Annotated in this window: 12 protein-coding genes; 5 read left to right on the top strand and 7 right to left on the bottom strand. The window is 73.0% G+C overall.

Translation table 11 applies throughout. The annotated features are described in order from the left end of the window. Positions 1 to 111 precede the first annotated feature (111 nt). Positions 112 to 1,659 carry a catalase gene (locus tag ASG49_RS07110; protein WP_056538886.1) on the top strand — a complete coding sequence of 516 codons (1,548 nt, stop codon included), beginning with the start codon at positions 112 to 114 and terminating at the stop codon, positions 1,657 to 1,659. A 103-nt stretch (positions 1,660 to 1,762) separates the two neighbouring features. On the opposite strand, the gene ASG49_RS07105 is transcribed toward ASG49_RS07110, so the two are convergent. The 4 genes from ASG49_RS07105 to ASG49_RS07090 are packed head-to-tail and all read right to left on the bottom strand — an operon-like array spanning position 1,763 to position 5,132. Further along, complete coding sequence (locus ASG49_RS07105; RefSeq protein WP_056538883.1) at positions 1,763 to 2,569, bottom strand: sulfite exporter TauE/SafE family protein; 807 nt, start codon at positions 2,567 to 2,569, stop codon at positions 1,763 to 1,765. After that, the gene (locus ASG49_RS07100; protein WP_082533839.1) at positions 2,569 to 3,780 is read right to left on the bottom strand and encodes an SPFH domain-containing protein; all 1,212 of its coding nucleotides are present in this window, start codon (positions 3,778 to 3,780) and stop codon (positions 2,569 to 2,571) included. The genes ASG49_RS07105 and ASG49_RS07100 overlap by 1 nt, the downstream gene beginning before the upstream one ends. Before the next feature lie 45 nt (positions 3,781 to 3,825). Then, positions 3,826 to 4,287 (bottom strand): NfeD family protein, encoded by a 462-nt coding sequence (locus ASG49_RS07095; protein WP_056538878.1) that lies wholly within the window; start codon positions 4,285 to 4,287, stop codon positions 3,826 to 3,828. Positions 4,288 to 4,334: 47 nt separating this feature from the next. Further along, on the bottom strand, positions 4,335 to 5,132 hold the full coding sequence (locus ASG49_RS07090; RefSeq protein WP_056538876.1) for an ABC transporter ATP-binding protein: 798 nt from the start codon (positions 5,130 to 5,132) through the stop codon (positions 4,335 to 4,337). Between the two features lie 97 nt (positions 5,133 to 5,229). Here ASG49_RS07090 and ASG49_RS07085 point away from each other — a divergent pair, with 97 nt between their 5' ends. Then, positions 5,230 to 5,934, top strand: coding sequence for a hypothetical protein (locus tag ASG49_RS07085; protein WP_056538873.1), 705 nt, complete (start codon positions 5,230 to 5,232; stop codon positions 5,932 to 5,934). 10 nt (positions 5,935 to 5,944) lie between these two features. Further along, positions 5,945 to 7,198: a phosphoserine phosphatase SerB gene (serB, locus tag ASG49_RS07080; protein ID WP_056538870.1), complete on the top strand. Its 1,254-nt coding sequence runs from the start codon at positions 5,945 to 5,947 to the stop codon at positions 7,196 to 7,198. Positions 7,199 to 7,205: 7 nt separating this feature from the next. Here the strand turns inward: serB and ASG49_RS07075 are convergent, their stop codons facing one another. Further along, positions 7,206 to 7,778 carry a DUF1990 family protein gene (locus ASG49_RS07075; RefSeq protein WP_200936216.1) on the bottom strand — a complete coding sequence of 191 codons (573 nt, stop codon included), beginning with the start codon at positions 7,776 to 7,778 and terminating at the stop codon, positions 7,206 to 7,208. Beyond that, positions 7,778 to 8,317: a histidine phosphatase family protein gene (locus ASG49_RS07070; protein WP_162244502.1), complete on the bottom strand. Its 540-nt coding sequence runs from the start codon at positions 8,315 to 8,317 to the stop codon at positions 7,778 to 7,780. The genes ASG49_RS07075 and ASG49_RS07070 overlap by 1 nt, the downstream gene beginning before the upstream one ends. A gap of 33 nt (positions 8,318 to 8,350) precedes the next feature. On the opposite strand from ASG49_RS07070, the gene ASG49_RS07065 reads away from it, so the two are divergent. Both ASG49_RS07065 and cphA read left to right on the top strand, forming a co-directional pair. Then, positions 8,351 to 9,334 (top strand): cyanophycinase, encoded by a 984-nt coding sequence (locus ASG49_RS07065; RefSeq protein WP_056538863.1) that lies wholly within the window; start codon positions 8,351 to 8,353, stop codon positions 9,332 to 9,334. Further along, positions 9,331 to 12,183: a cyanophycin synthetase gene (cphA, locus tag ASG49_RS07060; protein ID WP_235561936.1), complete on the top strand. Its 2,853-nt coding sequence runs from the start codon at positions 9,331 to 9,333 to the stop codon at positions 12,181 to 12,183. Before ASG49_RS07065 ends, cphA begins: the two co-directional genes overlap by 4 nt. A gap of 123 nt (positions 12,184 to 12,306) precedes the next feature. Here cphA and ASG49_RS07055 read toward each other — a convergent pair whose 3' ends face one another. Beyond that, positions 12,307 to 13,707, bottom strand: a complete 1,401-nt coding sequence (locus ASG49_RS07055) for an NYN domain-containing protein (RefSeq protein WP_200936215.1) — start codon at positions 13,705 to 13,707, stop codon at positions 12,307 to 12,309. Between the last annotated feature and the right edge of the window lie 13 nt (positions 13,708 to 13,720).

Genomic DNA, 13,720 nt, shown 5'->3' with positions numbered 1-13,720 from the left:
GGCGGGTCCGGCTGAACGGACCCGCCGGTTCGGGGTACGCGCCTTCTGTGCGGCCCTGGTGGCCCACCCCTTCTCACTGTTCCACCCGCAGCCCGTCCTTGGAGGACCCCGATGAGTGAAACCACGCGCCCGCAGGGCGGCTCCACGACCGAGTCGGGTGCCCCGGCCCCCAGCGAGAAGAACTCGCTGACCGTCGGCGACACCGGCCCGATCCTGCTCAACGACCACCACTTCATCAATCAGATGGCGCACTTCAACCGCGAGCGTGTGCCCGAGCGCAACGTCCACGCCAAGGGCTCGGGTGCGTTCGGCACCTTCGAGACCACCGAGGACGTCTCGGCGTACACCAAGGCGGCGCTGTTCCAGCCCGGTGTCACCACCGACATGCTGGCCCGCTTCTCCACCGTCGCCGGCGAGCAGGGCTCCCCCGACACCTGGCGCGACCCCCGCGGCTTCGCGCTGAAGTTCTACACGACCGAGGGCAACTGGGACCTCGTCGGCAACAACACCCCCGTGTTCTTCGTGCGCGACACCATGAAGTTCCCCCACTTCATCCGCTCGCAGAAGCGTCGCGGCGGCACCGGCCTGCGCGACAACGACATGCAGTGGGACTTCTGGACCCTCAACCCCGAGTCGGCGCACCAGGTGACCTACCTGATGGGCGACCGCGGCATCCCGGCGTCGTGGCGCGAGATGAATGGCTACGGCTCGCACACCTACATGTGGATCAACGCCGCCGGCGAGAAGTCGTGGGTGAAGTTCCACTTCCACTCCGACCAGGGCGTGCGCAACCTGACCCAGGAGGCGGCCAACAAGATCGCCGGCGAGGACAGCGACTTCCACCGTCGCGACCTCCAGGAGGCCATCGACAACGGCGACTTCCCGTCCTGGACGCTGAACGTGCAGGTGATGCCCTACGAGGACGCCAAGACCTACCGGTTCAACCCGTTCGACCTGACCAAGACCTGGTCGCACGCGGACTACCCGCTGATCAAGGTCGGCACGATGACGCTGAACAAGAACCCCGACAACTTCTTCGCCCAGATCGAGCAGGCGGCCTTCGAGCCCAGCGCGATCGTGCCGGGCATCTCCTTCAGCCCCGACAAGATGCTGCAGGGACGGGTGTTCTCCTACGCCGACACGCACCGCTACCGGATCGGCCCGAACTACCACCAGCTGCCGGTCAACCAGAACCGCGTGGCCGACCACAACACCTACACCTTCGACGGCCCGATGGCCTACCAGCACTCCGGTGACGCCCCGGTCTACGCCCCGAACTCCTACGGTCGCGGGTTCTCCGACGAGACCGGTGTCGCCGAGGACGGCTGGGAGGTCGACGGCGCCATGGTCCGCGAGGCCTACACCCTGCGCTCCGAGGACGACGACTTCGGCCAGGCCGGCACCCTGGTGCGCGAGGTCTGGGACGACGAGCAGCGCGAGCGCTTCGTCGGCAACGTCGCCGGTCACATCCTCGGCGGCGTGAAGCCCGAGACGCTCCCCCGCGTCATCGAGTACTGGAAGAACGTCGACGCCGACACCGGCAAGCGCATCGAGGAGGCCGTCAACGCCGGCCAGGACGAGAAGGCGCCGGCCCCCGGCCCGACCGACCGCGTGGGCGTGATCACCGAGTCGAGCAAGAGCCACGCCCGCTCGGCCTGACCCACCTCACACCACCTGCTCCACCCGACGCCCCCGTCCGCTCCGTGCGGTCGGGGGCGTCGTGCGTCGTGGGTGGCGCCCCACGTCGTACGCCGGGCCGCACCTACAGCGGCAGCACGAACGCCGCGACGGCGACCAGGCCGACGGTCACGATGACCGCCCGCAGCAGCGGCGGCGGCAGCCGCCGGCCGACCTTGGCGCCGATCTGGCCGCCGATCACCGAGCCGACCGCGATCAGGCCGGCGACCGACCAGTCGATGCTGCCGGCCGAGCTCGAGGGGGCGAACGGCACGTCGACGAAGGCGAGCAGCACGAACACCACGGCCGCGATCCCGTTGACGATCAGCGCCAGCACGTTCTTGCCGGCGTTGTGGCGCTGCATGGTGTCGGCGACGCCGATGCCGAGGATCGCCATCAGCAGCACGCCCTGGGCGGCGCCGAAGTAGCCGCCGTACACCCCGGCCAGGCCGACGGCCGGCCACACCCACCAGGCGCCGTGCTCGGCCAGCCCTCCCCGGGTGGCCGCGCGGGCCGCGACGCGGCGCGAGAGCCGGGGGCCGACGATCACCAGGGCGCAGCCGAGCAGGATCAGGACGGGCACCACGGCGTCGAAGGCCGAGGACGGGAGCCAGAGCAGCAGCAGCGCGCCGACGATCCCGCCGAGCAGCGACGCCGAGCCGAGGACCACGAGCCGGCGGCGCTGGCCGCGCAGCTCGGCGCGGTAGCCGATCGCCCCGGACAGCGAGCCCGGCGCCAGGCCCAGGGTGTTGGACACGTTGGCCGTCACGGGCGGTACGCCGAAGACGAGCAGCGTCGGGAAGGTGATCAGCGTGCCCGAGCCCACGACGGTGTTGATCGTGCCGGCGGCGACCCCCGCGAGGAGGATCGCCGCCGATTCGAAGGGACCCACTAGGCCCGGGTCGCCCCGTCGTCGGGCGGGCCGTCGGTGCCGGTCGGCGGGGCCTCGGCCGGTCGCTCCTGGGCCGGTCGCTCCTGGGCCGGCCGAGGCGCCAGCGACGGGTCGGGGACGCCGGTCGCGGAGTCGAGCCCGCCGATCGATCCGGCCGCCTGGCCGGGCGCGGTGCGCGCCGACTCCTCGGCGGCGCGTAGCGCCTCGCGCACGGCCTCGTCGGCGCTGCTGGTGTCCACCTCGGGGATCTCGATGTCCAGGGCACCGGGGTCGACCCGCACCCGCGGGCCGCCGGAGTCCTTCGGGATGCCGCTCACCTGGTTCATCGCCGAGCCGAGGCCCTCGAGCGCCTTGGTGATCTCCGACGGCACGACCCACACCTTGTTGGCCGAGCCCTCGGCGATCTTGGGCATCATCTGGAGGTACTGGTAGGCGAGCAGCGCCTGGTCGGGCTGCCCGTCGTGGATGGCCTGGAACACCGTCTGGATGGCCTGGCCCTCACCCTGGGCCTTGAGGATCGAGGACTCCCGCTCGGCCTGGGCCCGCAGGATCAGCGACTGGCGGTCGCCCTCGGCGTTGAGGATGGCGGCCTGCTTGCCACCCTCGGCGGTGAGGATCGCGGACTGCCGCTGGCCCTCGGCGGTGAGGATCGCGGCGCGCTTGTCGCGGTCGGCGCGCATCTGCTTCTCCATCGAGTCCTTGATGGACGCCGGCGGGTCGATCGCCTTGATCTCGACGCGCTTGACCTTGATGCCCCAGCGACCGGTGGCGTCGTCGAGGACCTCCGAGAGGCTGGTGTTGATGCGGTCGCGGGAGGTCAGCGTCTCCTCCAGCGTCATGCCGCCGACGATGTTGCGGGTGGTGGTGATGGTCAGCTGCTCGACGCCCTGGATGTAGTTCACGATCTCGTACGTCGCCGCGACCGGGTCGGTCACCGTGAAGTAGATGACGGTGTCGATGTCGACCGACAGGTTGTCCTCGGTGATCACCGACACGGGCGGGAACGAGACCACCTGCTCACGCAGGTCGATCTTGTAGCGCACCCGGTCGATGAACGGCACCAGCAGGTTGGGGCCCTCGGTGAGCGTGCGCTGGTACTTGCCCAGCCGCTCCACGATGCCGACCCGCGACTGCGGCACGATCTGGATGGACTTGGCCAGCAGCACCACCACGAAGAGCAGCAGCACCACCAGCACGATGAGAAGTCCCATTGGCTATCCCCCTTGTCACCCGAGCAACGGAACGCCGCGACGTGGCTACGTCGTCGGCGGGTGGGTGCGCAGCACGTAGGCCGTCGCACCCTTGATCATCACGACGTCGACCACGGCACCGGCCTCGATGGCGTCGTCCTCGTCGTACGGCAGCGCGGTCCACTCCTCGCCCTCGACCTTGACCCGGCCCGGCGCCGAGCCGGACAGCTCCCGGAGCACCGTGGCGCGGCGGCCGATGAGCGAGTGGTGGCCGGTCACCAGCTTGGGCGTGGAGTGGAGTCGTCCGACGATGTTGGGCCGGACCAGGCCGAGCAGCGCGACCGAGGTGACCAGGGCGAGGATGAGCTGGAGGGGCGGGTCGCCGCCGAGCAGCGCCGTGACGCCACCGACGACCGCGCCGCCCGCCAGCATCAGCAGGAACAGCTCGAGGCCGAGCATCTCCAGCGCGCCCAGGACCACGGCGAGCACCATCCAGCTCTCCCAGGCGTGGTCACGCAGCCAGTCCATGGCCGAACCCTATCCGGGGGCTGCGCGCCCTTACCTGCTCCGCGCGCTCAGGCGCGTCGGCCCGCCTTGCGCCGCGCGGCCCAGCGGCCGTCCTCCTCCTGCACCGTCAGCGGCAGCCCGAAGGTGCGCGAGAGCAGCTCCTCGGTGAGCACGTGCGGCAGCGGCCCGGCGGCCACGGCCCTGCCGTCGCGCAGCAGCAGCGCGTGGGTGAACCCGGGCGGGATCTCCTCGACGTGGTGGGAGACCAGCACGGTGGCCGGGGAGTACTCGTCCATCGCCAGCACCGAGAGCGTCGAGACGAGGTCCTCGCGGCCGCCGAGGTCGAGGCCGGCGGCCGGCTCGTCGAGCAGCAGCAGCTCGGGGTCGGTCATCAGCGCCCGGGCGATCTGGACCCGCTTGCGCTCGCCCTCGGACAAGGTGCCGAAGGTGCGGTCGACCAGGCTGCCGGCGCCCACCTCGACGAGCAGCTCCGCGGCCCGGGCGTGGTCGAGCTCGTCGTAGTGCTCGCGCCAGCGACCCACCACGCCGTAGGACGCCGACACGACGACGTCGCGGACCAGCTCGTGGCGCGGGATGCGGTCGGCCACGGCGGCGCTGGTCCAGCCGATGCGGGGACGCAGCTCGAAGACGTCGACGGTGCCGACGACCTCGCCGAGGACGGCCAGGACGCCGGACGTCGGGTGGATCTGCGCCGAGCAGAGCTGGAGCAGCGTGGTCTTGCCGGCGCCGTTGGGGCCCAGCACGACCCAGCGCTCGTCCTCCTCCACAGCCCAGTCGAGGCCGTCGAGGAGGACGGACTCCCCGCGTCGGACGGTCACGTCGGCGAGCTCGAGGACGGCGTTCACGGGTGGGGACCTCACGCGGCGGGACGGGGGCGACGGACCTGGGTCAACCTACCGGGCGGCGGGGACGTGGCGTGGCGCGGGCTCCTACGATTCCCCGGTGAGCTCGCTGCCCGTCTCCGCCGTCCTGGCGACCTGGCTGGACGCCGTCCGCGCCGGCCACGTCGGTCCCGACGACCTCGCCGACGCCGTGCGCGGCGAGGACCCCCGGCACCTGGTGGTCGGGCTGCCCGACCGCGAGGTGGCCGAGCTGGTCGAGCTCCCCGGTGCGCTGCGCGGCCCGGTCTCGCTGGCGCTGCCGGTGCCGGGCGACCTGACCGGGCTGGGTGGCCCGCCGGAGCTCAACCACGCCGCCCTGGAGGCCGGGCAGGCCGTGCTCGCGGGGTCGGTGGCGCTGGTGCCCGAGCTCGACGCCCGCAGCGTGGTGTGGCGAGCGCACCGGGCGGCCCCGGCGCCGTACGTCGACGAGCGCGAGAGCGCCTCCGAGCTGCGCCTCGCCCTCGCGACGGTGACCCAGCGCCTGGTGGACCTCGACGTCGCGTCGTGGAGCCCCGAGGTGCCCGACCTGCTGCTCAACCTGCGCCACCGTCCGCCGCTGCCGCTGCCGCCGGTCCTCGACCCGCGCCGCCGCGAGACGCTCGAGCGGGCCGCGCTCTGCCTCGACGTCGTCGACGCCGCCCGGGCCGACGAGGGCGGTGCGCTGTCGACCCACGAGGTGGCGCGGCGTCGCGAGGCGCTGGCCGACCTCGACCGCGCCGCCCGTCGGGCCGTGGTCGGCGCCTGCACCGGGCGCCACGACCGCTAGCCTCGTCCGCGTGCCGGAGCAGCCCGACGTCCCCGCTGGACCCGCCCCCGAGCCGCCCGGCGGGGAGCGGACCCTCCTGGTCACCCTCACCGGCCGTGACCGTCCCGGCGTCACCTCGCTGGTCTTCGACACCCTGGCCGACTTCTCCGTCGAGGTGCTCGACATCGAGCAGATCGTGCTGCGGCGGCGTTTGGTCCTCGGGCTGCTGGTGTCCTCGCCACGGCAGTGGCAGGCGCTGCGCAGCGCGCTGGAGCAGGTGGCCGCCGACCTCGACATGACCGTCGAGGTGGTCCAGGGGTCCGGCGACAACCGGCCGCGCCCCGAGGGCCGCAGCCACGTGACCGTGCTCGGCAGCCCGCTGCGTGCCGCCGCCGTCGCGGCCATCGCCGGACGGGTGGCCGACACCGGCGCCAACATCGACCGCATCGAACGGATGGCGCGCTACCCGATCACCGCCATCGACCTGCACGTGTCCGGCACCGACCCCGACGAGCTGCGCGACCTGCTCGCCCGCGAGGCGGCCGTCCAGGGCGTCGACATCGCGGTGCAGCCCGCGAGCCTGCTGCGGCGCGGCATGCGGCTGATCGTGATGGACGTCGACTCCACGCTGGTCCAGGGCGAGGTCATCGAGATGCTCGCCGCGAAGGCCGGCTGCGAGGAGGAGGTCGCCCGCGTCACCGAGGAGGCGATGCGCGGCGAGCTCGACTTCGCCGAGAGCCTGCGCTCCCGGGTCGCCCTGCTGGAGGGGCTCAAGGCCACCGCCCTCGACGAGGTGTACGACGAGCTGCAGCTCACCCCCGGGGCCCGGACCACCGTCCGGGTGCTCAAGCGGCTCGGCTACCGCTTCGCGATCGTCAGCGGCGGGTTCTCCCAGCTCACCGACCGCCTCGCCGCCGACCTCGGCATCGACTTCGCGGTCGCCAACGAGCTCGAGGTCGTCGACGGGAGGCTCACCGGCCGCGTGGTCGGCCCCGTCGTCGACCGGGCCGGGAAGGCCGAGGCGCTGCGCCGGTTCGCGCGCGAGGTCGGCGTGCCCGTCACCTCCACCGTGGCCATCGGCGACGGCGCCAACGACCTCGACATGCTCAACGCCGCCGGGCTGGGCATCGCCTTCAACGCCAAGCCGGTCGTCCAGGAGGCGGCGCAGACGTCGGTCAACGTGCCCTACATGGACGCCGTCCTCTACCTGCTCGGGATCACCCGTGAGGAGGTCGTCGCCGCCGACGCCGAGGCCGGCTTCACCACCCCCGAGCCCGAGGTCTGAGCCCCGTTCAGCCGGCCGCGTCGGCGCCCCCCGAGTCGCCCCGGGCGTCGGCGCACGCCCGGGCGCACGCCGCCAGGTAGCGCCGGGCCGCCAGCCGCTGGGCCAGCCGGCCCGCCGGTCCGGCCACCCGCAGCAGGCCCCAGGCCGGACGCGAGAAGGCCCGCACCTCGGCGACGACCCCCTCGGCCGTCCGCTCCACAACGAAGAGCTCCTCGCCGCTCTCGGGGTGGCCGGGCAGGGTGCCGTAGGCGAAGCCGCGTCGGTCGGGCTCGTCGACCACGTAGACCACCCGCGTCGGCGCCCGCAGCCGCAGCGGCCCGGCCCCGGCGGTCAGCACCACCGTGACGCCCACCACCGCGACCGGCGAGACCGAGACGGGGTCGAGACCCAGCGCCCGCTGCATCCCGAAGCCGAGCACGAAGGCGGCCGCCGCCTCGAGGTCGGCGTCGGTGGCGCCGACACGGCGCCGCTCGCGCACGGCGCGGTAGCCGGGCGGGGGCGGACCGACCTCGCGGGTGCCGCCCACGGGCGCGTAGGTGAACGCGGCCGGCGACCCCGGACCGGGCACGACGAGCGACATCAGCCGGCCGGGGCGTGGAAGTCGGCCAGCCGGGCGCCCGCGGCGTCCAGCTCGGACCAGGCGACCGGCACCTGCAGCACGGCCGCCGCCCCGGGTGGGAAGCCCCGGCTGAGGGCGACGAACGCCTCGACGTCGGGCTCGCCGTCCTCGAGGGCCTGCGCCAGCGACGCGACGGCCGGGTTGTGGCCGACGTACACCAGGGTCGTGACGTCGTCGGGCACCGCCCGCAGGACGTCGAGCACGGTGTCGGCCGAGGCGGAGTACAGGTCGTCGCGGACCTGCGCCTCGGGGGCCTCGGGCAGGGCCGCGGCCAGGAGGTCCCAGGTCTCGCGGGTGCGGGCGGCCGAGGACACCAGCGCGGCGTCCGGACGGACCCCCGCGCCGCTCAGCCACTCCCCCACGGCGGTGGCGTCGCGACGGCCCCGGGCGGTGAGGCGCCGGACGTGGTCCTCCTCGGCGAAGGACTCGGCACGGCCGTGCCGCAGGACCACGAGGAGGCGCCGCCGGACCGCAGGATCGTCGGGGGAAGAGGGGGTCACCCCGTCAATCTTCCACCCCCTAGGCTGCCTGTCATGCCATTCGGTGCCACGCCCGTGCCGGGGTCCTCTCGCGGTGACCTCGTCGTCATCGGCGGGGCCGAGGACAAGCTCGGCAAGCGAGCCGTCCTCGCCGACTTCGTGCGCCGCGCCGGCGGTGAGCAGGCCCGGATCGCGGTGGTCCCCACCGCCTCCTCGCTCGGCGACGAGATCGTCGAGGTGTACGCCGCGGTGTTCACCAAGCTGGGGGCCGCCGAGGTCTACGGCGTCCGCCCCCAGGACCGCGCCGAGGCCTCCGACCCGGCCGTCGTCGGCGCGCTCGACCGCGCGACCGGGATCTTCATGACCGGCGGCAACCAGCTCAAGCTCGGCACCGTCGTCGCGGGCACGCCGTTCGGCGACGCGCTCCACGACGCCCACCGACGCGGCGTGACCGTGGGCGGCACCTCGGCCGGCGCCAGCATCCAGTCCTCGCACATGGTCGCCTTCGGACCGGGCGGGGCGACGGCCAAGCAGCGGATGACCCAGGTCGCCGCCGGGCTGGGCCTGCTCGCCGACTGCGTCGTGGACCAGCACTTCGCCCAGCGCAACCGCTACGGGCGGCTGCTGATGATCGTCTCGCAGAGCCCGCAGCTGCTGGGGATCGGCGTCGACGAGGACACCGCCGCGGTCGTCACGACCGACCAGGACGGCCGCCAGCAGCTCGAGGTGGTCGGCCGCGGCGTGGTCACGCTGCTCGACGGCAGCACGATGGTCACCGACGCCCACGCCGCCAAGGAGCACCGGCCGATCCTGGCCTCGGGGGTGGTGCTGCACGCGCTGCCCGCCGGGTCCCGCTTCGACCTCACCGACCGCGTCCTGGTGCCCGCCCCGGCGCTGACCGACGCGGCCGAGGCCGACGAGCTGGCCGTGGCCAACCGCGACCTGTCCAAGCTGGCGCGCGACATCGCCGCCGACGACGCCTCGCCCTCGGTGCTCCGCCGCCGGGTGGCCCGACGGAGCAGAGGAGCCCGACCGTGACCCAGAGCCCCCAGGACCGCCGTGACGACCACTCCCCCGAGCCGCGCAGCGGCGTGACGCAGGTGAGCGGCGGCGGCCGTCCCACCCCGGACCTGTCGATCGTCGAGACACGCGTCTACCGCGGCGCCAACGTGTGGTCCTACGACAAGGCGATCCACCTCGTGGTGGACCTCGGTGTGCTCGAGGAGTACCCCACCAACACGATCCCCGGCTTCACCGAGCACCTCCTCGAGGCCCTGCCCGGACTGCGCGAGCACTCCTGCTCGCGCGGTCGGCGCGGCGGGTTCGTGGAGCGGTTGCACGAGGGCACCTGGCTCGGCCACGTCGCCGAGCACTGTGCCCTGGCTCTCCAGCAGGTCGTCGGCCACGACGTGCGGCGCGGCAAGACCCGCCAGGTCAAGGGTCGCCCGGGCCACTACAACGTGATCTTCGGCTACGTCGACGAGCAGGTCGGGCTGGCGGCCGCCCGGCTCGCCGTACGCCTGGTCAACCACCTCGTCGAGGCCGACCCCGAGCTCGACTTCGAGGCCGAGCTCGACGCCTTCATCCTCCGCGCCCAGCGCACCGCCTTCGGGCCCTCGACGCAGGCGATCCTCGACGAGGCGGTCTCGCGCGACATCCCCTGGATCCGGCTCAACCAGCACTCGCTGGTGCAGCTCGGCCAGGGCGTCCACGCCAAGCGGATCCGCGCCACCATGACCTCGGAGACCAGCTCGATCGCGGTCGACATCGCCTCCGACAAGGACCTCACCACCCGCCTGCTCGGCGCCGCGGGGTTGCCCGTGCCCAAGCAGGAGTCGGTGCGCACGGCGGACCAGGCCGTCGCCATGGCCCGCCGGATCGGCTTCCCGGTCGTCGTGAAGCCCCTCGACGGCAACCACGGCCGCGGCGTCTGCCTCGACCTGCAGTCCGACGCCGACGTCCGCGAGGCCTTCGACGTCGCCCGTGCCCAGTCGCGCCGCGGCACCGTGATCGTGGAGTCGTTCGTCACCGGCAAGGACTACCGCTGCCTGATCATCGACGGCCGGATGGCCGCCATCGCCGAGCGGGTCCCGGCCTCGGTCACCGGCGACGGCACCAGCACCGTGCAGGCGCTGGTCGACCTCACCAACGCCGACCCGCGCCGCGGGCTGGGCCACGAGAAGGTGCTGACCCGGATCAAGGTCGACGCCGCCGCCGAGGAGGTGCTGGCCGGCCAGGGCCACACCCTGGACTCCGTGCCCGCCGAGGGCGAGATGGTCAAGCTCGCGCTGACCGGCAACATGTCCACCGGCGGCATCTCCATCGACCGCACCTTCGAGGCGCACCCGGAGAACGTCGAGATCGCCGAGGAGGCGGCCCGGATGATCGGGCTCGACATCGCCGGCATCGACTTCATCTGCCCCGACATCACCCAGCCGGTCCGCGAGACCGGTGGCGCGATCTGCGAGGTCAACGCCGCCCCGGGCTTCCGGATGCACACCCACCCGACCATCGGCGAGCCGCAGTTCATCGCCAAGCCGGTCGTCGACATGCTGATCCCGCCGGGCACCCCGAGCCGGATCCCGATCGTGGCCGTCACCGGCACCAACGGCAAGACGACCACCAGCCGCATGATCAGCCACATCTTCAAGGGCATGGGCCGCAAGGTCGGGATGACCTCCACCGACGGCGTCGTCATCGACGAGCGGCTGCTGATCCGCTCAGACGCCTCGGGCCCGCGCAGCGCGAGGATGGTGCTGCAGAACCCCCGCGTCGACTTCGCCGTCTTCGAGGTCGCCCGCGGCGGCATCCTGCGCGAGGGCCTGGGCTACGAGCGCAACGACGTCGCGGTGGTGCTCAACGTGCAGCCCGACCACCTCGGCCTGCGCGGCATCGACACCGTCGAGCAGCTCGCCGACGTCAAGGCCGTGCTCGTCGAGGCAGTCCCCCGCGACGGCCACGCCGTGCTCAACGCCGACGACCCGCTCGTGCGCCAGATGCGGCGCCGCTGCTCGGGCCAGGTGGTGTGGTTCTCCATGGCCGAGCCCGGCTCGGAGGAGATCGACCTCATCGACGCCCACTGCCGCCGCGGCGGCAAGGCGCTGGTGCTCCAGCGCACCGAGCGCGGCGAGATGATCGTCGTGCGGCACGGCGCCCGTCAGATGCAGCTCGCCTTCACCCACCTGCTCCCCGCCACGTTCTCGGGCCGCGCCCGCATGAACGTCCAGAACACCCTCGCCGCCGCGGCCGCCGCCTTCGCCGCGGGCGCGCCGCTGCACGACATCCGGCAGGGCCTGCGGACCTTCTCCACCAGCTACTACCTCTCCCCCGGCCGCCTCAACGAGATCGAGGTCAACGGGGTCAACGTCATCGTCGACTACTGCCACAACGCGCCCGGCATGCGTGCGCTCGGCGACTTCGTCGACCGGCTCGGCGAGAGCCTCGACTCCGGCCACGAGCTCGGCAAGCCGTCACGCATCGGCGTCATCGCCACCGCCGGCGACCGCCGCGACGAGGACATGCGCGAGCTCGGCGAGGTCGCGGCCCAGCACTTCGACGTCGTCGTCGTCCGCGAGGACAAGGCGCTGCGCCGCCGCGAGCGCGGCGAGACCGCCACGCTCGTCGCCGAGGGCGTACGCCGCGCCATGGACGCCGGCAGCCGCTGCAAGCAGCTCGAGGTCATCCTCGACGAGATCGAGGCCGTCCACCACGCGATGAGCCGCGCCAACTACGGCGACCTCGTCGTGGTCTGCGTCGACCAGCACCCGCTGGTGATGAGCGAGCTGGAGAACTGGTCGCCCCACGCCCAGGCCGGCGCCGGCGCGGGATCGACCGACGCGCCCGTGGCCGACCCCGACTGGACGCCGCCGGCGGACCCCACCGCCTGATCCGGAGACCGGGCGCACCCGGTCTCCGGGACGTCTGCGCGTTGGTGACCCGATCGAGTCACCAACGCACCTTGGTGACTCGATCGAGTCACCAACCCGGAGCGGTCCCCTCCCGACCGGCGCCTAGGAGGGTGAGGGGGTCTCGTCCACCGCCTTCGACGGCCCCGCCGCTCGCTTGGCGGCCCGGCGCGAGGTGCGGCCGACGGTGACGGTGTGACCACCGGGGGCCGTCTCGGGCCTGGACTCGGTCTCCGGCTCGGACTCGGGCTCGGACGTCTCCTCGACCGGAGTGGTCGCCGACTTCTTCGCCGCGGTCTTCTTGGCGGCGGCCTTCTTGGCCGGCGCCTTCTTCGCCGCGGTCTTCTTGGCCGGCGCCTTCTTGGCCGCCTTCTTGGTGGTCTTCTTCGCGGGGGCCTCGTCGGCCTCGGCAGCCGGTTCCTCGGCGACGGGCGTGATCGCCTCGACCTCGGGCACCTCGGCCTGCGCGGGCACGGGCTCGGGGGCGTCGGGGACGTCCACGACGCCCGGCGCCACGGCAGGCTCCAGGGCCGACTCCGCAGACGCTTCCTGGGCCGCCTCCGGAGCGGCCTGCTCCTGGGTCGCCTGCTCCTGGGGCGGCTGCTCCTGGGCCGCCTCAGGGGTGCCCTCGCCGCGGGAGCGGCGACCGGGGCCGCGGTTGTTGCGCCGGCGCCCCTTGAGCCGGACCATCAGCTGCTCGGTGCCCGCCGCCGTGGTGATGGTGCGGGTCTCGAGGAAGGGCTGCTCGCGGATCAGGTCGCTGAGCTTGCCGAACCCGTGGGTGCGGGCGTCGAAGGACGGGTCGGTGCGGATCAGCAGCGTGCCGAGTGATCCGAGCGTCGTCCAGTCCTCGTCGTCGGAGTCCGCCTTGTTCAGGCTGCGGGACAGCACGCTCTGCAGCACCGCGGCCTGGTCCCGGGCACTGGCGTCGCTGGCCTCGCGGGGCTCGGCGGAGTCGGGGGCCTCGGCCACGGCGCCACCGCCACCACCGCCTCCCCCACCACCGCGGGAGGATGACGACCGGCGACTGCGCTGCGGCGCGGGCTCGTCCTCCTCGTCCTCGGCACCGGCGGCCCCGAGCACCTCGAGGAAGGTGAACTTGTCGCAGGCGTCACGGAAGGCGCGGGGCGTCTTGCCGGCGCCCACGCCGTAGACGGTCATCGCCGACTCGCGCAGCCTCGTGGCCAGCCGGGTGAAGTCGCTGTCGCTGGAGACGATGACGAAGCCGTCGAGGTTGCCGGCGTACAGCAGGTCCATCGCGTCGATGATGAGCGCGGAGTCGCTGGAGTTCTTTCCGGTCGTGTAGGCGAACTGCTGCATCGGGGAGATGGCGTGCTCGTGGAGCCGCTTCTTCCACCCGTTGAGCTGGTCGGTCGTCCAGTCGCCGTACGCGCGCTTCACGGTCAGCAGGCCGTAGCCCGCGAGCTCGGCGAACAGGTCGGTGGAGACCTTGGAGGAGACGTTGTCGGCGTCGATGAGGACGGCGAGGCGTCGTGAGTCGGTCATGACCGACAGTCTC

It is taken from the genome of Marmoricola sp. Leaf446 (assembly GCF_001424755.1).
GTDB lineage: Bacteria > Actinomycetota > Actinomycetes > Propionibacteriales > Nocardioidaceae > Marmoricola.
This window is presented reverse-complemented; position numbering and strand designations above follow the sequence as displayed.

What these genes read in the sequence shown, in the direction of transcription:
- ASG49_RS07110 (WP_056538886.1), top strand. Translation starts at nt 112, where the DNA reads ATGAGTGAAACCACGCGCCCGCAGGGCGGCTCCACGACCGAGTCGGGT.
- ASG49_RS07100 (WP_082533839.1), bottom strand. Translation starts at nt 3,780, where the DNA reads ATGGGACTTCTCATCGTGCTGGTGGTGCTGCTGCTCTTCGTGGTGGTG.
- ASG49_RS07095 (WP_056538878.1), bottom strand. Translation starts at nt 4,287, where the DNA reads ATGGACTGGCTGCGTGACCACGCCTGGGAGAGCTGGATGGTGCTCGCC.
- ASG49_RS07075 (WP_200936216.1), bottom strand. Translation starts at nt 7,778, where the DNA reads ATGTCGCTCGTCGTGCCCGGTCCGGGGTCGCCGGCCGCGTTCACCTAC.
- ASG49_RS07065 (WP_056538863.1), top strand. Translation starts at nt 8,351, where the DNA reads ATGCCATTCGGTGCCACGCCCGTGCCGGGGTCCTCTCGCGGTGACCTC.
- ASG49_RS07055 (WP_200936215.1), bottom strand. Translation starts at nt 13,707, where the DNA reads ATGACCGACTCACGACGCCTCGCCGTCCTCATCGACGCCGACAACGTC.